The organism is Desulfosporosinus shakirovi (assembly GCF_020595055.1).
GTDB classification, from domain to species: domain Bacteria; phylum Bacillota; class Desulfitobacteriia; order Desulfitobacteriales; family Desulfitobacteriaceae; genus Desulfosporosinus; species Desulfosporosinus shakirovi.
Genome location: NZ_JAJDOO010000005.1, coordinates 46,864 through 69,113 on the forward strand (window position 1 = coordinate 46,864; position 22,250 = coordinate 69,113).

The following is a 22,250-nucleotide window of genomic DNA, read 5'->3' on the forward strand; positions in this document are numbered from 1 at the left end:
TTCTCTTTTCATTTTACTTAATATTTTTTAGATTTCCATTACCTGCTACACTTGAATATTTTCCACCTCGACTAAAGGGATATTTCCCCAATATCCCTGCTCCAAAAACTGCCCTATTTTAGGAAAGAGTATGCCGGCCTGCTGAATATCCCCCACAAAGATTAAGCCTAGAAGCTTTCCTTCCTTAATCAAAAGTTTTTGGTAAGACCCTGAAGCAGGATACATAAGAATCTTTTCTTCGACATCATCCGTGTTTTCTATTTGTCCCAATGACAGTACCGACAACCCAAACAACTGGAAGGAATTCATGGCCATGCTTCCTTTATACCTGTTTCTAACACCAGCCATATTGGCACCTGCAACCTTACCCTGTTGTACAGCACACGGCCACAAAGCTCTAAGCTTCTGCTCTCCGTTGTGCTGACAGAAAGCTTGAGCGACATCCCCTGCAGCATAGATATTTTCCAGATTAGTTTGCATGTACTCATTGACGAGAAGACCTTGTTCTAATTTCAAGGAGGTGTTTGAAGCCATTTCCAAGTTAGGCCTTATTCCAATACAAAAGAGAACCATATCAGCAGGAATTTCTTTTTCTCTCGTCCTAACGGCAGCAACCCCTCCATTCTCTGTTTCTAAAGACATGACTTCAGTATTTAGCAGAACTTCAATCTCATTTTGTTCTACTAACCTTACGAGCATCGAACTTGCTGTTTCATCAAGCTGTACAGGCATCAGGCGGTCCATTTTTTCTATGATCGTTACTCTTACTCCTTGGGCAGCCAAAGCACGAGCCGCCTGCAACCCGACCAATCCGCCCCCGACAATGACTGCGTTCTTAACCTCCGCGAGGTGAGAATTAATCTTTTCTGAATCGAGTTTATCCCAGAGAGTGAATACCCCTTTAGTATCTAAGTTAACCCATGAGGGAACTACAGGACGGGAGCCTGAAGCAATCAACAGCTGATCATAGATTAACATTTCATTGTTATCTAACACGACCATACTTTGCCCAGGCAGAATCTTTTTTACCACCCTGCCCAGAAAGGTCTCTACATTATACTCAGTATAGAAATCAATCCCTCGCCAAAAAAGATCTTTTTCCTCAACTTCAACCGTCATATACTCCGGAGTCATTATTCGGCTGTAGGGCGGATTATTTTCCTTGGAGACCAGAATAATCTTGCCCTGATCATCCAGCTGTCTAATACCTTCAATAGCGCTTACACCGGCAGGACCGTTGCCGATTATTAGATAGACCACTTCTCTCCCCCTCCCCTAGAACTCATCGTAGTACCAGATTTCAGTTAATTCCTCAAGTAATCGCTGGGCTCTCTTAGGATTGAATACCCCGCAGATACAGGGAGTTGCCAGGTGTTCGGCCGCTTGGCGGGAACTGAGAATTCCTCGCTTCATATCCAGTAACGTCTGACGGGCCAAATACTGAGAAACCATTCCATGTCCGCACATCGTGGTTATTTCTAGAATTTCAGCTTCGGGAAGTTTTGAGAGCTTACCGCGAACACCAACTGAATATTCTTGTTCACCTACTCCTGTAACCGTTACAGCTATTCCAAGGTTTGCTGCCGTTAGTTCTTTAACTGCTTTGACAACCTCTTCCTTATCGGTAAAATCAGCTTGGATGGTATCAGTATCTATTCCTCCAATCATGCTTGTTCGGTACTTACTGAGTATCCTTAATAATTCAGATGAAGCTTGCCTGGAGTCCTGCTCGTTAAAACCTTGAGCGGTCACAGTAAATTTCACTAAAGCCTGAGTTGAATTTCCCTCTGTTCCTTGACAATGCACAGCTTGCGGCATTTATTCACCCGCTCCTTTCACTTGGATTTGACTTGCAATGGGGTTAAGCTTTCTCTGCGATATCGAACCCTAGCTATACCACTATTCGAAGTTGAAGAGCATATTATAATTTTAATAATGCCAAACTCTGATTCACATAATCTGACGGAGTGCAGTAAATAATCAGCTTGTCTATTTCCTCTGTCATATTTTCACTACCTTCTAAGGGCAAGTTAATCGCAGTAAGTACCTTTACCCCTGCTCCTGCCAAAGTCAAAGCCGCTATAATATCCCGGGCAGTGGTTAACTCTGGAAAAAGGGCAACAATTTTTTGAGCCCCAATGGATTCTACTAAGTCAATTAGCTTAACAACATCTATTTCTGCACCCACACACTCTACCTGGGGAAACTTACCTTTGCCAACGAGAACTGAATCTCTGGGACTCGAATCCCTAAGATATCCATATTTCCCTAGCGTTACAGCAGTATTGCCATATGAGAGACATAAGACATCCTGTGAGGCGATAGTTGTCACGGCTTCACAGACTAAAGCATCCTGGGTGACTTTGAGATTGGTCCCGCCTCCCAAAATACAGATTCCTTTAATCTCTCCATTTTCCAGGTTTGTTTTAATCTGTTCCTTATCAAGGCCAATAAGTTCAACCTCGTTGATCTCCTCGGAGGGAAAAATCTTATCTTTATCCCGTTTGGTATAGGCAACTGCAGCTTGAAGCAACCAATCTTTCACTTTGATTTTACTTGCCCCATAGTCTGCTTCAGCATAGATCGTATGGTAGTGAGGAACTACATTTTTGCCCAGTCCTAATCCGTTTGGTCCTACAACATATAAATCAAGCAAGCCGGTAAGGACTGCGAATTCTACCCCTCCAGTGTTACTCACAGAGGCAAACGGAAAAGCAGGGGCAATATCTCCGGCGATTACAACATTAAAGCCCTTCGCTCCGCGGCTGATTGCCTCTTCTGACAGGTCTTGGGTTAAGGTCTGGACCATCTTCATAACCACAGGGGATACCTCTTCAAGGCAAAGGTTAATATAATCCTGTTTGAGTACTCCCAGCCCTATCTGTCTGGTAATTCCCGAAACTTGACGTGAAGCACAAGCTGTTTTCATTTTTTCGATCTGGCCTCTCGCTAGACCTAAAAGGCCCGTATTGTTCTCCAAGGCGTGAACCAAGTCTTCCTGATTAAGCTTAAATTCGCTATTATCCAAAAATCGACAGAGCCCCTTAAAAACCAGTTCCTCGCGTGTTCTACCACAAATCGTGCGTTCTTCCTCCCTGCTAAAGGGATTTAAGCGACACGGCCCTTGCAAACAGTCAAAGCAAGTTAAGCCTAACCTGCCAAATCCGTCTTGCGGCAACATTTTCTCGAATCTGTTCCAAGATAATCTAATCCCTTCTTCTTTTGCCTTTAGCAAATACTTTCGAACAGAAGGATCAACTGTTTTTCTTCTTACTTGGCGCATGACTTCTTTCCTCCTATATCAATTTGACTTTTTTAGAGCTTCACCGGTCAAAGGACTGGCCTTAATTATCTTGAGTATGGCAGTTTTTCTCTTCTTTTTTCTTGTAAATGTTGTTCGATCTCATTAGCAGACAGTAGCTGCAGAGCCCCTGTCGGGCAAGATGCTAAACAGTAGGGCTGAAGCATTTGAAAACATTGGTCACATTTATCAGCTGCCTGCTTCTCAATGGCCGGTGCTATAACCCCATAAGGGCAAACCATGATACACATCCAGCAGGAAATACATTGTTTGGCTTGAATATATACACATCCGCTTTCTTCATCTCGTCTCATGGCACCGGTTGAACAGATCTCCAGACACGGTGCATCTGCACAATGACGACATTGGATGGGCATTGATTTCTCCTGTTGCCATTGGACATAGAGCCGAGGCCTGGGGAGTACATCCTCACATACAGCCCCGGCCAGCGTTTTACTAAGCGAAGATCTTTCTACAGAACAACTCAGTTCACAGGTTTTGCATCCTAGGCAGAGACTGTCATCTACAAATAGACGCTTTTTAGGATCGTTTTGTTTTGTCATTAAATTTGCCCCCCTTGGCTCTGAGCTTTATTCCTCATTTTTAATCAGTGAACGTTCTTACGGAAAAGCCGCCTAAATTATGGTTTTAGGCGGCTTCGAAGTATCTTTCAGCCTAATTATGTGAACACTCTCTCGGTTTGATCCAATCGCGCGACTTCTCTTCTATAAAATGAGAGTGATCCTTCAACTTTAGTTGAAGGAGTTTATTAGTCACAAAGATATTCATTGAACTTGCCACGTTTAGTATACTGAGTATGAAGCAAATCCTGAGCCCTCCGGCCGTTTGGTTCTTTTAGAAACTCTTTATAGAGCTTAGTTACACCCTCGTTTTGGTGAGCTTTCCTGAATGGTTTAACTTCATCTTCCAGATAAATCGCTTGCAGACGTTTTTGAAGGGTTTCAGACGTTGCAGGTCTTGGCTGACCTCCACCGCTAATACAGCCGCCCGGGCATCCCATTACTTCGATAAAGGAATAAGGAGATTCTTGCTTAGTGATTTGATCCATCAGAAACCCAGCACCCCGAAGCCCGCTTGCAACCGCAACTTTAATAGTAATCCCTGCCATGTATTGATAGGCTTCCAGAGGATCATCAAATCTCAGCTCGACATCTTTAACCTGATCGCATTCTTCCAGAGGAGCAGCATGAAGTTTGTCAATGGCAAGCTCTCGTCCGGTAACCATTTCATGAACCGTACGCAGAGTGGCCTCCATAACTCCGCCGCTCAATCCAAACAGTTCTGCCGCACCGGAAGACAGCTCAAATGGTTGATCAAATTGGCTTTTTCCAACCTTACGGAGATCAACCCCAGCTTCCTGCATCATCCTGGCAATTTCTCTAGTTGTCAGAACGGCATCAACATTGGCCAGACCATTGTTTGTCATTTCCGGTCTGGATATTTCAAATTTCTTGGCAGTACAAGGCATGATAGAAACGACTGCCATATTTTTCGGCTCAACCTTAAGTATTTCAGCATAGTAGGATTTAGCTAAAGCACCCAACATGGTATGCGGTGACTTACAGGTGGATAGATGACCAAGCTTTTCGGGATAAGTATGTTCTACATACTTAATCCAGGCCGGGCTGCAGCTGCTCATCATTGGCAAAGGTGTTTCCATGCCCCCTAACGAATATTTCATTCTGGTCAAGAATTCTGAGCTTGCTTCGATGACCGTCAGGTCAGCCGCAAAATTCGTGTCGAAAACAACATCAAACCCTACTTCTCGGAGAGCGGCGATTAATTGTGCCGTAACCTGAGTACCTGGTTCATATCCAAACTCTTCCCCAATTGCGGCTCTTACCGCTGGGTCAACCTGAACAACAACCCGCTTGCACTTATCGCTGATGGCACCCCAGACATTTTGGATGGCATCAGTCTCTTTGAGCGCTCCCACCGGACATACTGCCACACATTGGCCGCAGAAGGTGCAATTTACGGTATTGATTGGCAGATCCAGCGCTGTGCCAACAACGGTCTTGAATCCACTGTTCTGGGCGTTAAGAATTCCAACCTTCTGAATATCGTTACAGGCAGTAATACATCTGCGACAAAGAATACATTTGACCATATCACGGGAAATGGCAGGAGAAATATCCACGATTCCACCGGAAGTCTGTCCTGTGTAACGAGCCTCGGTAACCCCTAACCTTTTTCCCATATTCTGCAGTTCGCAACTCAGGCTGCGTTGACATTTCAGGCAATCCTGAGGGTGATTGGAAAGCATAAGTTCAAAGAGATTCTTTCTGACTTTACGAACTTTATCTGTATTGGTATGAACGACCATCCCGTCCCTTACTTGAACCATACATGAAGCTTGCAGGTTTTTATCCCCTTCAACTTCTACGACACATAATCTGCAGGATCCAAATTTATGAACTCCATCCAGGTTACAAAGGTTTGGAATATCAATTTTATTATGCTTAGCTGCTTCTAGTATGGTTGATCCTTCCGGAACAGAAACGAGTTTATTGTTAATGCTTAGGTTTATCATAGTTGACCTACCTCCTGTCACAGCGCAAACACCGCATTGATTCGGCAATTGCTTTAAGCTTGTGATAACCTTTTCCAATTTCTGCAAAGGTGTTTTTCCGCGTCTCCGGTGCAAGAATTTCCATGGCATATCTCTCATGATCCAAAAGGTCAGCATCATCCGTAGGCGCTGGAAAGTTAACGACTTCCCCTTTATTGAGGACTCCTTTACCGCCCAGGAAAATATCTATCGATACAGCTGCTTTCTTACCATCGGCGATCGCTGTGATGGCAACATCAGACCCTCTCGCAACGTCACCGCCGACAAATACGCCTGGCAGAGCAGTCATCAGACTATCCTTAGCTGTAATCAGAGTACTCCATTCCCTAATACCGACTTGATTAGGATCGACAAACTGCAAGTCGGCTGATTGGCTGACTGCCGGAATCACTGTATCGACTTGGATCGTGAAGTTGGATCCTTCTTTGACGACAGGTTTCCTTCTTCCCCCTGAATCAAATAATCCGAGCTCCATCCTGACACATTCGAGTTCACTTACCTTATCCACACCAATAAACTTAACCGGGGCAGCCAGAGGCATGATTTCTATCCCTTCTTCGATAGCCTCATGGATTTCTCTAAGATCAGCAGGCATATCTTCAAGCGTTCTTCTATAGAGCACTTTAACTTTAGCGCCCATTCTCAGAGCTGTTCTCGCTGCATCAAGCGCCGTATTTCCGCCGCCAATTACGGCAACAGATTTCCCTAGTTGAACTTCACGACCCAGGTTTACCTTGCGTAAAAAGTCAAGCCCAGGAATTACTCCAGGCAAATCCTCGCCGGGGAGATTAATCTTGTTAGCGATCTGATTTCCAGATGCAATATAGATTGCGTCATGCTTCTCCCTTAACTCTGTAAACGAAATAGTTTGTCCGACTTCCGTATTGAGGTGAATCTTAACCCCAACCTGTTCAATCAAGTTGATCTCATAGGCCAAAATCTTATTTGGCAACCTATATTCGGGAATTCCAAAAGCTAGGACTCCACCAGCAAGTGACTGTGCTTCGTAAACATCTACCTCGTAGCCAAGTCTCGCCAGATAGTTTCCACAGGTCAGACCAGATGGACCTGCTCCAATAATCCCTATACTTTTCCCGTTTTTGGGAAGTGCGCTCGCATTATTGACAGTAACCCCCTGATCAAAGGCATAATCCGAAACAAATCTCTTCAAATCAGCAATCGCAATCGGCTCATCAAGTTGACCTCTTCGACATTTGCTCTCACAAGGGCGGGTGCAGATTCTGCCGCAAACCGCCGGGAAGGGGTTTTCTCGCTTAATCAGATCATAGGCCTCTCTATATCTTCCAACTGAAATCAAAGCAAGATATCCCGGAACGTTAATCCCTGCAGGGCAAGCATTCTCACAAGGGGAAACAAAGAGATCAGTGCAGACCCCGGCGCGGCATACCTTAGCTTGAACATGCTCATTGTATTCCTCACGAAAATTCCGAATAGTACTCAGAAAGGAATTCGCAGCAATTTGACCTAGAGAGCACATAGCCGATAGTCGAATAGAATCGCCGAGTTCTTCCAGGAGTTCAATGTCCCCTTCTTGACCTGCGCCCTTTATGATGCGTTCAACAATTTCCAGCATCCTTTTGCTTCCTACACGACAAGGCAGACATTTTCCGCAAGATTGATCCTGAATGAATTCCATGAGCTTTCTTCCCATGTCAACCATACAGGTATCCTGGTTCATTACCTGAAGTTCGCCTGAACCTATCATGGCACCAAGCTTAGACAAGGCCACATCATCCAGGGGGGTGTTTAAAAACTCCTTGGAAATGCATCCTCCCGAAGGACCTCCCACCTGGACTGCTTTAAAAAGCTTGCCATCCGGAACTCCTCCGCCCAATTTAAAGAGAATGTCTCCCAGGCTAATCCCCATTGGCACTTCCACGATGCCCCGATTGACTACATCTCCGGTCAGAACCACAACTTTGGTGCCTTTACAAGTGTTTGTGCCCTTTTGGGTATACCAGTCCGCACCCTGAAGCACAATTTGAGGAACATGTGAGAAGAGCTCAACGTTATGGACAATCGTCGGCTTATTAAATAGTCCTTCCTCAAAGGAAAAGGGCGGCTGTTCTTTGGGCTCCCCTCGTTTACCTGCCATTGAGGCCAGCAGTGAGGTCTCTTCTCCGCCCGCAAAAACACCTGCACCTAGGTATATTTCAAGGTCAAAACTAAAACCCGTCCCCATAATGTTTTCACCCAATAATCCGCAGCGTCGTACTTCTTCAATTGCCGCTCCAAGACGCTCGGCTGCTAAGGGATACTCGACATTCATATTGATATACCCAAAGGCAGCACCCATAGCATAGCCTGCCAGAAGCATTCCCTCAATTACACAGTGAGGATCCCCTTCCAAAATACTTCTGTCGATAATCGCTTTCGGGTCTCCGTCGGCGGCATTACAGACAATATACTTTTGGTCACACTTCGCGTTCCTAACAGCTTCCCAGCGAATACCTGCCAGAAATCCGTCTCCACATTCTCTTAGTCCAGATCTTCTAACTTCTTCAGTCACTTGCTTGCCGCTCATACTATGTATTGCTTTGCTAACAGCTGAATAGCCATCCTGAGCAATGTAAGCCTCTAGGGAAGCATGATCAATCCGTCCGCAGTTCTTCAAGGCGATCTTTATCTGGTCTTTAAAGAAACTAATTTCACTTATTTTGGGAACATACTGATCCAAGGCCTGATCGAAGAAGGTATACTCTTCTTTAACCTTTCCCTCAATAATGTGAGAGGAGAATATTTCAGCCATTTTGCCAGGATTTACTTCCGTATAGAGAATCTCATCCGGCAGGATCAGCAGAACAGGTCCAACAGCGCAGATTCCCATACATCCTGTCTCAATCACAGCTACTTGGTTTTGCAACTGATGATCAGCGACTAACTTGAGAAGGGCTTCTTTTACTGCACCACATTGAGATGAAATACAGCCTGTACCGCCACAAACCAGCACCTGGTATTGATAGTTAGAAAGTTCTTCTCTATATCGTCTTTTAATTCCGTCAAGATCCGCAAGGCTTATAAGACCAGTCATACTACATCTTCACCCCTATACTTTTCTTAGTACTTAGCCAAAATGGAGTTTAATTTATCAGGCTTCACCTGTTTGTAAATTGTCTCATCAATCATCATGGCAGGCGCCAGACCACAGGCACCGAGACAACGCACAACTTCCAAGTTGTATTTCCTGTCTTCTGAAGTCTCTCCGACTTGAATGCCAAGCAGGTTTTCCAATCGGTCCACAAGCTTCTTGCCTCCTCTTACATAGCAGGCCGTACCCATGCAAACCTTAATCGTGTGCTTTCCTCTGGGTTGCATCGAAAAGACAGGATAGAAGGTACTAACCCCTGAAACCTCAGAGAGAGGTATATCCATTCTTTTGGCAATGAATTTGAGCAGTTCCATTGGCAAGTAGCCATAAACAGTTTGTGCCACATGAAGAACTTGGATAAGGCTGCCCTCTCTGTTTTTATATTGGTCAATAATTTCGGCAATTTTATCGTACTTTTGTTGATCTGTTTCTTCACCACAGCAACATTGGCTTTTTGTCGTTTCACAGTTCATCTTCTAATCCTCCTTTTATAATCAAGCCTTCCAGCATCGCTTTCTCTGTGAGCTGATTATTTCAGCATTATTTCTAAGTTTAAACTTTCCGCTATTAAGGAGTACTGCTCCAGCAACTCCGAATCCAGGGAAAGGCCTTGGGCAAAGACAGCTTGTTCTCTTTCCCATTCCCTTTCGCCCGGTAAGTGAATCTTCTCAAATCCAGGTGCCAGAGACAGGTTTCTAAGCTCTGAAATGAAAGTTTCTGTCCGTTCTTCATATTCACGCCCTTCAATAAAACTATCCGCTTTGATGATCACCATAAAATGACCTACATTAGCAGGCTCTTCGCTTGGACCGTATTGCCAAGCAACCCCTTTGCCATAACCGGCTCCGGTAAGTACTCCTGCCAAGAATTCAATCGCAAGACTTAAGGCTGATCCTTTTGGCCCGGCTATAGAAAGCAACACCCCTTCGAGAGCAGCCTTAGCATCCGTAGTCGGATAACCGTCCTTATCTAAAGCCCAGCCTTCCGGTATCGGCTCGTTTCTCTGAGCTGCTCTAATGATTTTTCCTCGAGCTGCTACGCTTGTCGCCATATCGACAATAATATGAGGCCTGTTCTTTCTGGGCATTCCAAAGGCGATCGGATTTGTGCCAAAATACGGTTCCTTACCGCCAAAGGGAGGGGTTGCCGGCGGAGCGTTGGAAAGGAGGATAGAAATAAATCCGTGATCGGCCGCTTTTTCACAATAATACGTAGAGATTCCAAAGTGGTTGCTGTGCCTGACTCCTAAGGCACAAACCCCATTCTCCTCGGCGACTGCCATACCTTCCTTCAACCCCTGGAGCATTACTACAGACCCCAATCCATTATCCCCGTCGATAGCAAGCACTCCCGGCAATACCCGCTTGCAGGTTATCTGGGGTTTTGGATTCACTAACCCTTTTTGGATACGCTTCAGATAGACAGGGAAACGGCTCAGACCATGGCTTGCGATCCCTTTCAACTCTGCAGTGACGAGATTCTCAGTTACGATTTCAGAGTCTTGCTCAGGAACCCCGCTTAGAGAAAAGGCTGTCCTCATAAATTTTTTTAGTTCAGCAACTGCAATTGTCCTTGAAGATTGCATATGATTCTCTCCTTCTATCTGCGTATTATTTTTTCGACTTATTTATCAGTTCAAGGAAACTCCCACTTCAGCTTTAGCTGAACGAGTTCACTCAGCCTAAGTCAGCAAAACGGCAATAATCGGTATACTCAGGATAATCGTTAATACCCGCACCAATTGCATAATGCTTATTTTTAGCATGTCCGCTTCCATTTCTTCCCCAACCACCAGCATCTGACTTAGTCCTCCCGGAGCCGAGCCCAGAATGCATGTGATGGTATCCCAATGAGTCATATAACGTATGAACCAGCCAACCATCAGATTACCCAGTACAACAATCAAAGAATATCCAGCGACGGGCAGCATCATCTCCTGAATCTTTTGAATCATTGCGGGGGAAAACTCAAGTCCAATGGTAACCCCTACGCCGATCAGCGCAAATTTCATTACCTTGCCGGGGAATTTATATTCCTCACACAAAAGGACATTTACAAATCCCACGGCTAGCATCGCGCCAATCACTCCCCCTCCGGGAAAACCTACAGCAAGCAGAATCACTCCTCCCGCGATCCCAGCAATGTAGATCAAGATTCTTCGCAAAGTATACTCTGATTTCGCGACTGTCAAAACCTGTGGACCATCTATTTCCGAAGGAGTGTGTTTACCCTTTACAAATTTTGCAATCACAGGAATAAGACTGACAATTACAATCAGACGTACAAATTGGAATGTAGATACGATTGCCACTTCAGAATCATAAGAAAGCGCCATCACGGTCATTTCAGTAATTCCACCGGGAGCCGCTGAGAAAAGAGCCGTTGCAAAATCGTTGGTAAAGCCCCGTATCAAAAAGGTAAAAACTGCAGTCGACGCCAAAGTATAGACAGCAATCATTAAGGAGACTTTCCAAATATTTTTGATGTCTCGAACATTCTTATGATTAATCTTTGCTCCAACAGATAAACCGATGATGATCTGAAAACCATTAATCAAGCTCATCGGCAATTCGTGCAGCCCTGCGCCCAGTATCTGGCAAGCACCAATTACGACCATTGGACCTATAATGGCAGGAGCAGGAAGATGAAGCATGGTAAACAGCCAATAACTTACCAGTGCCAAACCAATAATCATACTTACTTGCGCAATTAGATTCATTCTTTTTATAATCCTTCTTCCTGAAAAACCATGATCTATGTATTTCGCGCATTAGCACATCAGATTTTCTAATTATTTAACCGTTACCGTGAACCCCGAGAGAGATATTCACCGAATGTGGTTTTAGCCCTACTTCCTGACAAATACCTAGGACATTATCAATAAGGCCGGTCACAACTACGGACAGCCCTACTTCTTCTTCCTTAAGACGCGTCAAAACATTGACCACCTTTTGCCGTTCGTTGAAACAACACATGACCGGAGAGTTATCTTCAGTTTTTGCTATCATCTTTTGAGGATCAAGACCCATTGTCATATTCTCTTGAGTAGTGAGTGAGCCTAAATTGGTCGGACCCTCTTCAAAAATTATTTCCAAGGTGCGCCGGATTTTCGGACTACACCCCACATGGTTTATACCCATGGCAGGTCTGGAAATCAGAACATAATCATCCTGGAAAGTTTCTTCTGACCCGATACGGTGAAGTGAATGAGTCATTTCTAGTCCTCCCTTAATGGCCGTCCCAGTCCAACATTAACTTTCATATTCCGGGAAGGCTTAATGCCTATTTTCTTTAATCTCTCAATGACCGACAGTTTACCGTCTGGTTCAAAACGGGAAATCAATGCCCAAGAGAAAATACAATTGGCTTTACCAGCACTCTCATATATTTTCGTACAGACTTGCTCGAGATTCTCCTGGGGAATGACGAACTCTACAATCCCCGAGAGAACCTTTTCGTTTCTGACGTCTGCTTTTATAATCCCAGTCCGCACATCTTCCATGAGGAAAGTAAGTGGGTTAGCTGCTTCAAATGCAATCCCTTCTTCTGCTAACACCTTGGTAATTACTTCCACATCCCCAAGGCGAGTTCCCACCCCAGGACGGCCAAACTCTAAGGCGATACCAAAGAATCCACGTTTGAAACGTGCTGTCACATCATTGCTCTTTACTTCTTCTGTGCCTCTCCCTCGAACCCCCGTGTTCTCATGTTTGGACGTGGGATCACTGAATACTTTCCTTACTGAACGCGGCCACTCCATGGTCTCTTTCGGTTCATAAATTGCGTTGACCGGGCATTTAACCTGTCGAATACAGATTCCGCATTCTACACATTCATCCCAATTTATTTGGGAAGTATCTTTTCTCCTCTCTATTGCCCCCATAGGACAATAGGGCAGACATTGTCCACACCCGACACATAATTCCTGGTTGATTTTCATTTAGGTCCTCCTCAATTGACGATTGACTTCTTTAAATAATCCCTTCGCAAAGCTATTAGTATTGTTAATAGCCTTAATGAGTGCAATATCCATGCCAATTGTTTGAAAATATTAAAACAGAGAAAATATTTTATTTAAAGATTGCCTCCTGACTCAGGAATAATTTGCTATAAAAAATAAAACTCTGAAAATCAGGAAAGGATTACGAAACGAGTGAAACGTTTAAGGAACTTTAAAACACAAATTTTGTTTCAATTTGTTCCATACGTTTCTTTCATAAGTGTCAGTAAACTCGTTCAACTAAAGGTGACGTATCACCTGCGCTCACGTCCACGAAAATTTGAGATCCAAAATTCATATCTGTATTGTATGGCAGGTGTACTAATATGTATAATAGCTTTATGTCATAAGAAAGCATTCCAAAATTTCATGAGGCAGTACGCCATCAACTCAAATCTTGTTGAACACGTAATACTTGTACGCTGTCATAACAAGTTAAATAATAAAACGTGTTGCAATCAAGAATATCTTAACGATTTTCTCCAGATTTCAACACGTTCATTTTATATCTTGCCTTTAAACCAAGAATGTCTTAAATCATTGGTTCGATTTGGACATTCTCCACAAGGTAGTACGGCTTACACCCAGCATTTCAGCCGTCTCTTTACGTGTTAGCCTTTTTGTCTTTTCAGCCAGCTCGCTCCCATTGTCAGGTTTTACTGTCTGATTGCGAAGCAAACTATGAAATATTTCTTTTACATTCAAGCCGGTTATTTGATTATTGGTAGACAATACACTCAATCTCTCACAAATATTTCTTAATTCCCTGATATTTCCTGGCCAGTCGTGTTTTATGAGCTCAATAATCGCGTCATCAGTCATGTTAATACGGAGTTGATCGTGATCTTCATAGTCAGATAGAAATACTTTGGTAATTTCTTTAATATCATTCTTGCGATAGCGCAGCGGCGGAATATTAAGCCTCAGAATATCTAACCGATATAAGAGGTCTTGCCTAAACTTATTGTCTTCTACCTTTTGCTGAAGATCCACATTAGATGCCGCAATGATTCTTACATCAACGGGGATGATCTTATCATCCCCTAATTTTCGTATTTCTTGTTCCTGTAGCACCCTTAAAAGCTTTGCTTGGAGACCCATTGGAAGCTCAGCTATTTCATCGAGAAAAAGAGTCCCTTTATGCGCTAACTCGAATAGCCCCGCCTTCCCTCCTTTAGTTGCTCCTGTAAAAGCCCCTTCTACATAACCAAAAAGCTCACTTTCTAATAATTGTTCCGGTAAGGCTGCACAATTAATCGCCACGAAGGGCTGATTTTTTCTTTTGCTTCTTTTATGAATACTTTGAGCAAAAAGTTCCTTCCCTGTACCAGTTTCGCCAATAATCAGAACATTAGGATTGGCATCAGCATACTTTTTGGCGATGGTAATGGTTTTCATTATTCCGTCACTGTTGCCTAAGATATCTTCAAAATCGTATTTCGCCACAAGTCCTTTTTTAGAAAGTTTTTGACGTATCTCAATCTCAGTCTTTTGTAATTTATCGACATTCTGAATCAGCAAAACTGTACCTAGAATTTTCTCATCTACCTTGATGGGCCTAGTATTGATTACTATCATTTTACTATCGATATCTTTTAAAATATTTACTTCTCGGTATTCATCTGACACAAATTCAAATTCATTAAATTTTGGAGAAACTGCGGAAATACAATTCCCTTTTAGGATTGTATCGGCGGGGATATTGAGGATTTTAAAGACTGCCTCGTTATGAGCTGAGATGATCCCCTTGTTATCCACCGCTAAGATTCCGTCATTGGCATTCTCCAAAATGATTTTGAATAGTTCACTTTTCTTACGTTCTTCAATAATGGCATTGGCTACACTAAATGCTTCGTAAATTGCAATCTTATGCGCTTCGTAACCCACGGTAATCCCTAAACAATTAATCCCGTCTCGAACAGCATGTCGATACACTGTCAGTCCACCTAAGATAGCATCAATTTCCCTCTTATTGATGTTATTAAAAATTTCTGTTACATGGGCATGATCCCTAACCCCAAATACCGTAAGCTTAACCTTTAAGATGTTTTCAATAAATTCTTTCTCGACCACAATACTTTGCGATACCATGACAGCAATATTTTCAGCATTGAATTTATTCTTGCATTCCTCTATTCCACGCATGATATCATAACCCGTGACTGCCAGTTCGATAGCGCGGCCATGTTTAAATTTTTTACTCAGTGTTGCATAGCTTATGCCACGGGCAATGACAATATTATTTTCGAAGTCAGACTCAATCAAGTGCTGAATATCTACCTTCTCAACCAATTCAAAGGTAACATCCTTATTTGCTTTAGTTTTTACAATTCGATCAACTGTTCCATGATTTTCAGGGACAGCATAAATGATATTAATCATACAAGTTCCTCCATTGGCAATATTCTTAATTACATTATAGCAAAGAAGGAAACTCTAACCCATATTCTATACGAGCTTTTCGGCGAACTCGCTTTAGCTTAAAGCAGAACATCGTAGCTTCGGTGACGAAAGTCCCCAATACGATAGTCTCCAATGGAGACTATCGCCGAAGCACACAGCCCGTAACGAATACTATTGTGCTGAGGATAGACTGGGTCTTCTTAGAATTTGATTAATCATAAAAATAAGACCCCGAATCACTATTCCAGTAGTTCGAGGTTGATAATCTATTATGTTCATTAATGGACTGCAGTCTTCTGCAGTCTGCTATGGAAAAAATTACGCCGAAACAAGGTTTTTAGCCTTTTCCAAAATAACAGCCAATTCTTTTCTTTCTTGTTCTCCTAAAGACAGCAATGGCCTGCGAAGTTCTCCGCCATAGAGTCCCTGCATTTCGAGTGCAGCCTTTAAACCTGCAACACCCCAACGTGTTGTTACTGCTTGATTGATATCCAGCAGTCTGAGCTGGAGTCCCTTAGCTTGATGATGCTTTCCAGCCAGCACAAGTTCATGAATTTCCGCACATTCATTGGGTAATACGTTAGCTAAAGCAAGAGTTCCTCCTGCAGCTCCCAGTGCTAAGCTGGGATAAAGAAAACTTGCAGACCCGGCAAAAACAGCAAACTCAGAAGAAGTAGCATTAATGATCTCTGCAATCTGCACAATATTGCCGCCAGAATCCTTAATCCCGATAATATTGGGATGTTTGGCTAACTCAGCGACTAGTTTGGAGGAAAGATTAATTCCAGAGTTCCCTGGCATATTGTACAGAATAATGGGGATGGGACTCTCATCAGCCACTTCAATGTAGAATTTCTTGTTCAATTCATCTGTCATAGCTCTTTTATAATAATTTGGACTTAAGACTAAGGCTGCTGCAGCTCCAGCTTGCGCAGCATATTTCGTCGATTCGATGGTTTCTTTAGTCGATTCACATCCGGTTCCAGCTATGACGGGTTTTCTACCCTTGGATAATTTACAAACAGCGCTGATTGACTTTCTTTTTTCCTCAGGACTCAAGACTATAAATTCTCCGTTAGAACCCAAAACTACAATTCCAGACAATTTAGACTCCAGCCAAAACGTCATATTATCTGCTAATTTACCTAAAGCTAGTTCATCATTTTGAAAGACCGACGGGATAGGAGCATATATTCCCTGCAGATTAAACAAAACTAACCCCCCCTAATAAATATAGTAATTTTACAGTTACGCCATTCTACTCTTCTGGTAGGACTGAATTGCCTTCTTAATTAACGGATAAAAAATTGCTAAAATAGAAATACCTAAAATGCTTCCGGAGACTGGTCTCGTGAAAAAGATCATGGGATTTCCGCCGGAGATAATCATAGACTGTCTGAGGGAAGTTTCCAGGAGAATCCCAAGGACTAAGGCTAAGACCATCGGTGCCGCAGGATAGTCCATCTTCTTCATGAAAAAACCTAAGGCTCCAAACCCTATGGTTAAACCGACATCAAACATGCTGTTATTCAAGCTGTAAGACCCAATCAAAATAAAGCTCATCACAGTTGCATTTAAAATCGGTCTCGGAACATTGAGAATCTTGATAAACAAGGGGACAGCAAGAATCGCTAATATTAACAGAAAGATGTTCCCAATATACATACTGCCAATAAGACCCCAGACAAAGTCCGGATTATGTTCAAAAAGCATAGGACCGGGTCTTAAGCCGAACATCATCAATGCCCCAAGCATAATGGCCGTGCTTCCTGAGCCAGGAACACCCAATGTCAGCATCGGTACCAGCGCGCCAATGGAAGCAGCATTATTCGATGCTTCAGGTGCAGCCACCCCTTCGATCACACCTTTTCCGAACTCTTCGCCGCGTTTTGAAGTCTTCTTAGCTACCCCATATGAGATAAAGGAAGAAATCGTAGCACCGGCACCGGGAAGCATCCCAATAAAAAAGCCAATGCCTGTGCTTCTGAAAATATGGGCCAAAGAATATTTCCAGTCTTCTTTAGAAGGGAGGAGTTTACGCCAGGTAACATCCTTCTTCTCAATCTTAATGGCACACTCATCTGTTTTACAGGTAAGAATCTCCGCAATACCGAAAAGACCCATCGCCACAGGAATAAAGTCCAACCCTTCATATAAATGCACGGAGCCAAAAGTAAAGCGGGGAATACCTTGCATCAAATCCAGACCCACTGTCGCAAAGAACAGGCCTACCAAGGCGGATATAAATCCTTTGGAAGGATACTTGCCTGTCATACCTGCTATAGTTGTAAGACCTAAGATCATCAGGGCAAAGTATTCGGGCGGACCAAACCTAATGGCAAAGATGGCTAGTGCTGGGGCTAAGAACATAAAGGCTATAACAGAGATTGTTCCACCTATAATGGAAGCAAAGGCAGCCATACCTAAAGCCTGAGCAGCTCTTCCTTTTTTCGCTAGGGGGTAACCATCAAGAGTTGTCATGACTGCTGCAGAATCACCAGGTGTGTTAATGAGAATTGAGGTAATAGATCCCCCATACATTGCTCCATAGTAGATTCCAGTCAGCATAATAATTCCTGAGATTGGATTAGCTCCAAAGGTTAAGGGGAGAAGTACGGCGATTCCTGCCGCAGGCCCCAAGCCGGGAAGCGCTCCCACAAGTGTGCCGAAAAGAACTCCAACCAGACAATATAATAAATTCATAGGATCATTGGCTACGGACAGACCATAGAGTAGATTTTGTAGTGTTTCCATCTTGCCGCCTCCTTAAAATCCAAATATACCTTTAGGCAATGGAACGCTGAGAATCTTAACGAAAATTCCGAACAATAAAACCGGAGTAAAAACTGTTAATCCGATCACTGTCTTCCAACTCTGCGTTCCCATAAGTTTTGCAATGACGCCTACCATTAAACCTAAGGCTACAAGAAGTCCTGTAACCGGAGTTACAATCACTACCAAAGTGGCACTCCCGATGACGATGAGGAAGTTCTTAAAATCACCGGACTGAAAGGGATTAGCCAGTTTGCTCGCAAATTTCGTAAATGTTTTCACAGCTGGGATGAGTGCAACCAGCGCTATGCTGATCCCTAACCAAAAAGGCAAAAAACCAGGTCCTGGAGTTCCATCAACCATATAGTCAAATTTGGATGATTGAAATGATAAGAAAAGCCCAGCTGCAATAATTAAAATACTAACAATACGATTGGCAATACGCATTTGACCTAACAACCTCCTTACTTATCCAACTATTTGTTAGGAACACATTTTTCAAATAATTTTTCTGCCCGTTCGGTATTATATATACCGCATATACAAAGGGGACTGATTATCACGGTTGCTTGCTGTGCAGATATTTTACCTTGTTTAACTTTATCCATTGTTTCTTCAATTAAAGTTCTCGAAACTAAGCCATGTCCGCACATGGTCATCAATTCCAGAACCTCTTCAGCAGGCAACTTATCTTTCCTGCCCCAAACATCCAACGATAAGTTTATGGAGTGTGGTTTAATTCCGAATTCTTTACACATCCCCAAAGTATCTTCGATGGGACCGGAAAGAGTCACTGACATTCCTGTGTCTAATTCCTGCATCTTTTTAATGGCTGCAAATGCTTTTTCTTTGCTGGAAAAGTTACACCGTATACGTGGAACTTTCGTGAATCTTGAGCGGATTTGCTCCAGAGTTACGCCTGAAAGAGTGGTACCTGTTTCATTTGAGCCGATATTAGTTGGACCTATCTCCCATACCGCATCTAGAATTTTACTCATCCCCTCCCTTGATCCGATATGGTTGATACCGGATGCAGCAGTGACCAGCAAGGTAAAATCATTTTTTAGGTATTCATCGTTTCCTCTCCGATGTAATGAATGCGTCATATAATTACACCCCCTGAGCCTCTCTAGTTATCACTAAAGGCCTGCCCATTCCCAAATTTATTTTTGCGTTCGCCCTGTGGGCCATTCCTATCTTTTGAAGTCTAGGAAGAACAGGAATTGTTCCATCTTCATCAAAACAACATATGAGATCAAGAGAAAACACCGTGTCTAAATCCTTGGCAACTTCTTTAGCTGCTTCCAAGATTTTTTCCATATTTTCAATTTTAGTGCGACACTCAACAATCGCCGAAATCACTCTCTCTTGTTTGTACTCTTCTTTAAAAGTCCCTTTTGTGCGATCCTCCATCAGATGGGTGAGCGGGTTGCCTTCTTCATATTCAACCCCAAGTTTCGCCAAGGCCATCGTGACTTTTTCAACCTCAATGAAATCAGTGCCGAGACATGGTCTGCCCATTTCAATCGCAATACCAATTTCGCCGCGACAAATCCTGCCGGTAACATCATTCGTTTTGACTTCTTCAGTTCCACGGCCAGGCACACCTGTGAGGTGGTGTGAGGTGGCAGGGTTACTGAAAAACCGTCGAACTTCTCTGGGGGTTCCCTCTATCTGTTCTAATGGCTCATAGATCGCGTTATTAGGGCATTTATGAACTCTTTTATAAGATCCTTTTAGGATCACTGAATCTGATGATGCTTTATAAACAGCCTTATCTGCGCATTTTGCAAACCTTTGACGGATACAGTTACCACATTCTACACAGAGGACTTGATCAATAACCGCAACTTCATTAACCATACTTATTGCATTATAGGGGCAACAGGGCAAGCAACTGCCGCAACCGCTACATTTTTCCTTATCAATCAACATCTCTTACTTCCCCCTAGATCAAGTTTAGACATTCTCATACTATCCTCTGTACGCCGGAATATAAGGTGAATAATAGAGGAGAGGAGTCGCCACGAGAATCGGCTCCTCTTCTAAATACAGAACTATTTTCCCACCACGCTAAGGTATTTCTCAAACATCGTACTCATAGTTTCACTCTCTTTGGTGAATTCTTCGGACATCATAATTGTTTCTTCCATGAAGTTGTCAGCAACGAATTTCTTCCATTCCGGGGTTGCTGCAGCTTTCGCAAACATATCTTCTAAATACTTAACATTATCAGCAGAAAGACCCGAAGGTGCCACAATTCCTCGAGTTTGCGCCATTACAATGTCATAACCCAATTCTTTCAAAGTCGGAATATCTTTCAGTTCACCGCTTACGCGTTTTTCTGTAGTAACCGCCAAAGGTCTTAATTTTCCTGCTTCAATTTGAGCAGCAGCTTCACTGGGTCCTAAGAAGCCGAAAGTGGTATGTTGTCCCATGATCGCGGTCATCACTTCTCCACCGCCGCCGAAGGGTACATACTTCATCTTGGTATCACTTTTTTCTTGGAGCGAATAGAATGTGATGGCATCGACGGAAAGGCCGCTTGAACCTGCAGCACTAATCTTTTCAGGGTTAGCTTTTGCATCTGCCAGTAACTCTGCCAAGGTTTGATACTTGGAATCTGCACTCACCAGCAATAGATTGGGATCAACGCATAAGGCTATAATATGAGTAAAATCTTTATAAGATACAGGCGATTGTCCAGACAAAGGGCCAGTATAGAAACTAGAGCTAACCGTACTCAACTCATAGGGATCTCCCTTATGATCATTGGCTACATATGACCAACCAATAGATCCTGAACCGCCTGGTTTGTTCACGACAACTATGGGCTTTGGAGAAAGTTTGTTATCCGCAATAACTTTTGTCAGGGTCCGGATAAAAACATCACTGCCGCCCCCGGCACCCATAGGTACGATCATTTCAAAAGGTTTTTCGGGATAATTTGCTTGAGCTTGAGGTGCGTCAGCTTTACCGCTGCAACCAACTACGGTGGTGAGTGCGAATAGACAAGCCATTACCATTGCCATCCAACGAGTATTTCTTTTCATCTCTCCAACTCCTCTAGTTCTTTTTTAATTCGTCACCAGAAAATGTTTTATTCCGAAATAACTCTTCCTTCCTTATAGGACTTATTTTAAAATAGTGGTTAGCACTCCCCCTTTTCTTTGATTACCAATAATTCAAAATTGGTCAATTATCCACAATAACAAATTTGTGTTATTTGACGTTGAAATTATAGAGCTTAACCTAACCTAACCTTCTTTTATAAGCCAATTCACGTAATCAAATGATGCCTTTGCAGCACTGTAACAATCGGGTAACTGGTCAATCTCCATGGAGATATAACGATTATACCCTAAAGCTTTAAGGACCCTTACAGCATCGACGAAATCAATTTTACTTGTTCCCGGCACTCCCCGATTGTTATCTGCAAAATGCATATGAAAATTATAATCTTTAGCCTCAATAAAACTTGCCGCCTGGGACTTGTCCTCAATATTCATATGAAAAACATCCATCATGATAAACAGATTAGAGAGTTGCTGTTGCTTAACCCAGACTAAGGCTTCCTGAGTGGAGTTGAGATTGTCGATCGCAAATCGGCACTGAGGTTCCAAAGTGATCGTTACATTCTTCAATGCCGCATATTGACATACTATTTTAAAAGCTTGGTCTCTCCATTCTTCAGCTTGAATTTGATCTCCTTGCTTGACATTCCCACGCAATTTGCCTATGTTAACCTGAGCTCCAAGCCTTGCAGCAAAGTCAACTGCTGCCTTTGTCCGTTCAACCGCCTCGTTTCTTACACCTTCGTCTGACGATGTAAAGAAAATCTTGTCCTCTGCAACGATTGGTCCCGTTCCCACAGCAGCTAACTCCAGATCATAACTCATAAGCATCCGGCAAAATTCATCTTGGTCCATCTCCCTGGGATCACGGACGAAAGCTTCTACTCCCTGGTAGCCTATGCCCTTGAGGGAAGCAAACATTTCCTTAAGTTCTCCCCGATAGGCCAAGTACTTACCTTTTGTGTCAGGTGTGCAAATAGTGTAGGCTAGCTTCATAC

19 protein-coding genes are annotated in these 22,250 nt (G+C 43.2%); all 19 read right to left on the minus strand.

The annotated features are described in order from the left end of the window. Positions 1-45: 45 nt before the first annotated feature. On the minus strand, positions 46-1,260 hold the full coding sequence (locus LJE72_RS06140) for an NAD(P)/FAD-dependent oxidoreductase (protein ID WP_229246744.1): 1,215 nt from the start codon (positions 1,258-1,260) through the stop codon (positions 46-48). 15 nt (positions 1,261-1,275) lie between these two features. After that, positions 1,276-1,818 (minus strand): Rossmann-fold NAD(P)-binding domain-containing protein, encoded by a 543-nt coding sequence (locus LJE72_RS06145; RefSeq protein ID WP_229246745.1) that lies wholly within the window; start codon positions 1,816-1,818, stop codon positions 1,276-1,278. 103 nt (positions 1,819-1,921) lie between these two features. Continuing rightward, entirely contained in the window at positions 1,922-3,283 is a 1,362-nt protein-coding gene (locus LJE72_RS06150; protein WP_229246746.1) for an anaerobic carbon-monoxide dehydrogenase catalytic subunit, read from the minus strand. 65 nt (positions 3,284-3,348) lie between these two features. After that, positions 3,349-3,864 carry a 4Fe-4S dicluster domain-containing protein gene (locus LJE72_RS06155; RefSeq protein ID WP_229246747.1) on the minus strand — a complete coding sequence of 172 codons (516 nt, stop codon included), beginning with the start codon at positions 3,862-3,864 and terminating at the stop codon, positions 3,349-3,351. Positions 3,865-4,070: 206 nt separating this feature from the next. Further along, positions 4,071-5,855: an NADH-dependent [FeFe] hydrogenase, group A6 gene (locus LJE72_RS06160; RefSeq protein ID WP_229246748.1), complete on the minus strand. Its 1,785-nt coding sequence runs from the start codon at positions 5,853-5,855 to the stop codon at positions 4,071-4,073. A 7-nt stretch (positions 5,856-5,862) separates the two neighbouring features. Next, the gene (locus LJE72_RS06165) at positions 5,863-8,946 is read right to left on the minus strand and encodes an NADH-ubiquinone oxidoreductase-F iron-sulfur binding region domain-containing protein (protein WP_229246749.1); all 3,084 of its coding nucleotides are present in this window, start codon (positions 8,944-8,946) and stop codon (positions 5,863-5,865) included. A gap of 26 nt (positions 8,947-8,972) precedes the next feature. Then, positions 8,973-9,476: an NADH-quinone oxidoreductase subunit NuoE gene (gene nuoE / locus LJE72_RS06170; RefSeq protein ID WP_229246750.1), complete on the minus strand. Its 504-nt coding sequence runs from the start codon at positions 9,474-9,476 to the stop codon at positions 8,973-8,975. 56 nt (positions 9,477-9,532) lie between these two features. After that, positions 9,533-10,588: an Ldh family oxidoreductase gene (locus tag LJE72_RS06175; protein WP_229246751.1), complete on the minus strand. Its 1,056-nt coding sequence runs from the start codon at positions 10,586-10,588 to the stop codon at positions 9,533-9,535. Between the two features lie 96 nt (positions 10,589-10,684). Beyond that, a complete protein-coding gene (locus tag LJE72_RS06180) occupies positions 10,685-11,722 on the minus strand; it encodes an AbrB family transcriptional regulator (RefSeq protein WP_229246752.1) in 1,038 nt (345 codons plus the stop codon). A gap of 76 nt (positions 11,723-11,798) precedes the next feature. Beyond that, a complete protein-coding gene (locus tag LJE72_RS06185; RefSeq protein WP_229246753.1) occupies positions 11,799-12,218 on the minus strand; it encodes a hypothetical protein in 420 nt (139 codons plus the stop codon). A gap of 2 nt (positions 12,219-12,220) precedes the next feature. Further along, complete coding sequence (locus LJE72_RS06190; protein WP_229246754.1) at positions 12,221-12,943, minus strand: DUF362 domain-containing protein; 723 nt, start codon at positions 12,941-12,943, stop codon at positions 12,221-12,223. A gap of 597 nt (positions 12,944-13,540) precedes the next feature. Then, positions 13,541-15,385, minus strand: a complete 1,845-nt coding sequence (locus LJE72_RS06195) for a sigma 54-interacting transcriptional regulator (protein WP_229246755.1) — start codon at positions 15,383-15,385, stop codon at positions 13,541-13,543. Between the two features lie 339 nt (positions 15,386-15,724). Continuing rightward, positions 15,725-16,618, minus strand: a complete 894-nt coding sequence (locus LJE72_RS06200; RefSeq protein WP_229246756.1) for a dihydrodipicolinate synthase family protein — start codon at positions 16,616-16,618, stop codon at positions 15,725-15,727. 36 nt (positions 16,619-16,654) lie between these two features. Continuing rightward, a complete protein-coding gene (locus LJE72_RS06205; RefSeq protein WP_229246757.1) occupies positions 16,655-18,160 on the minus strand; it encodes a tripartite tricarboxylate transporter permease in 1,506 nt (501 codons plus the stop codon). Positions 18,161-18,172: 12 nt separating this feature from the next. Next, positions 18,173-18,625, minus strand: coding sequence for a tripartite tricarboxylate transporter TctB family protein (locus tag LJE72_RS06210; protein WP_229246758.1), 453 nt, complete (start codon positions 18,623-18,625; stop codon positions 18,173-18,175). A 29-nt stretch (positions 18,626-18,654) separates the two neighbouring features. Next, positions 18,655-19,284, minus strand: a complete 630-nt coding sequence (locus LJE72_RS06215) for a hypothetical protein (protein WP_229246759.1) — start codon at positions 19,282-19,284, stop codon at positions 18,655-18,657. Between the two features lie 4 nt (positions 19,285-19,288). Next, on the minus strand, positions 19,289-20,113 hold the full coding sequence (locus LJE72_RS06220) for a DUF362 domain-containing protein (RefSeq protein WP_229246760.1): 825 nt from the start codon (positions 20,111-20,113) through the stop codon (positions 19,289-19,291). A 122-nt stretch (positions 20,114-20,235) separates the two neighbouring features. Beyond that, on the minus strand, positions 20,236-21,231 hold the full coding sequence (locus LJE72_RS06225) for a tripartite tricarboxylate transporter substrate binding protein (protein ID WP_229246761.1): 996 nt from the start codon (positions 21,229-21,231) through the stop codon (positions 20,236-20,238). A 204-nt stretch (positions 21,232-21,435) separates the two neighbouring features. Beyond that, the gene (locus LJE72_RS06230) at positions 21,436-22,248 is read right to left on the minus strand and encodes a sugar phosphate isomerase/epimerase family protein (protein ID WP_229246762.1); all 813 of its coding nucleotides are present in this window, start codon (positions 22,246-22,248) and stop codon (positions 21,436-21,438) included. Positions 22,249-22,250: the final 2 nt, after the last annotated feature.

What these genes read in the sequence shown, in the direction of transcription:
- LJE72_RS06225 (WP_229246761.1), bottom strand. Translation starts at nt 21,231, where the DNA reads ATGAAAAGAAATACTCGTTGGATGGCAATGGTAATGGCTTGTCTATTC.
- LJE72_RS06150 (WP_229246746.1), bottom strand. Translation starts at nt 3,283, where the DNA reads ATGCGCCAAGTAAGAAGAAAAACAGTTGATCCTTCTGTTCGAAAGTAT.
- LJE72_RS06220 (WP_229246760.1), bottom strand. Translation starts at nt 20,113, where the DNA reads ATGTTGATTGATAAGGAAAAATGTAGCGGTTGCGGCAGTTGCTTGCCC.
- LJE72_RS06210 (WP_229246758.1), bottom strand. Translation starts at nt 18,625, where the DNA reads ATGCGTATTGCCAATCGTATTGTTAGTATTTTAATTATTGCAGCTGGG.
- LJE72_RS06205 (WP_229246757.1), bottom strand. Translation starts at nt 18,160, where the DNA reads ATGGAAACACTACAAAATCTACTCTATGGTCTGTCCGTAGCCAATGAT.
- LJE72_RS06175 (WP_229246751.1), bottom strand. Translation starts at nt 10,588, where the DNA reads ATGCAATCTTCAAGGACAATTGCAGTTGCTGAACTAAAAAAATTTATG.
- LJE72_RS06180 (WP_229246752.1), bottom strand. Translation starts at nt 11,722, where the DNA reads ATGAATCTAATTGCGCAAGTAAGTATGATTATTGGTTTGGCACTGGTA.
- LJE72_RS06185 (WP_229246753.1), bottom strand. Translation starts at nt 12,218, where the DNA reads ATGACTCATTCACTTCACCGTATCGGGTCAGAAGAAACTTTCCAGGAT.
- LJE72_RS06215 (WP_229246759.1), bottom strand. Translation starts at nt 19,284, where the DNA reads ATGACGCATTCATTACATCGGAGAGGAAACGATGAATACCTAAAAAAT.
- LJE72_RS06190 (WP_229246754.1), bottom strand. Translation starts at nt 12,943, where the DNA reads ATGAAAATCAACCAGGAATTATGTGTCGGGTGTGGACAATGTCTGCCC.
- LJE72_RS06155 (WP_229246747.1), bottom strand. Translation starts at nt 3,864, where the DNA reads ATGACAAAACAAAACGATCCTAAAAAGCGTCTATTTGTAGATGACAGT.
- LJE72_RS06160 (WP_229246748.1), bottom strand. Translation starts at nt 5,855, where the DNA reads ATGATAAACCTAAGCATTAACAATAAACTCGTTTCTGTTCCGGAAGGA.
- LJE72_RS06145 (WP_229246745.1), bottom strand. Translation starts at nt 1,818, where the DNA reads ATGCCGCAAGCTGTGCATTGTCAAGGAACAGAGGGAAATTCAACTCAG.
- nuoE (WP_229246750.1), bottom strand. Translation starts at nt 9,476, where the DNA reads ATGAACTGTGAAACGACAAAAAGCCAATGTTGCTGTGGTGAAGAAACA.
- LJE72_RS06165 (WP_229246749.1), bottom strand. Translation starts at nt 8,946, where the DNA reads ATGACTGGTCTTATAAGCCTTGCGGATCTTGACGGAATTAAAAGACGA.
- LJE72_RS06195 (WP_229246755.1), bottom strand. Translation starts at nt 15,385, where the DNA reads ATGATTAATATCATTTATGCTGTCCCTGAAAATCATGGAACAGTTGAT.
- LJE72_RS06230 (WP_229246762.1), bottom strand. Translation starts at nt 22,248, where the DNA reads ATGAAGCTAGCCTACACTATTTGCACACCTGACACAAAAGGTAAGTAC.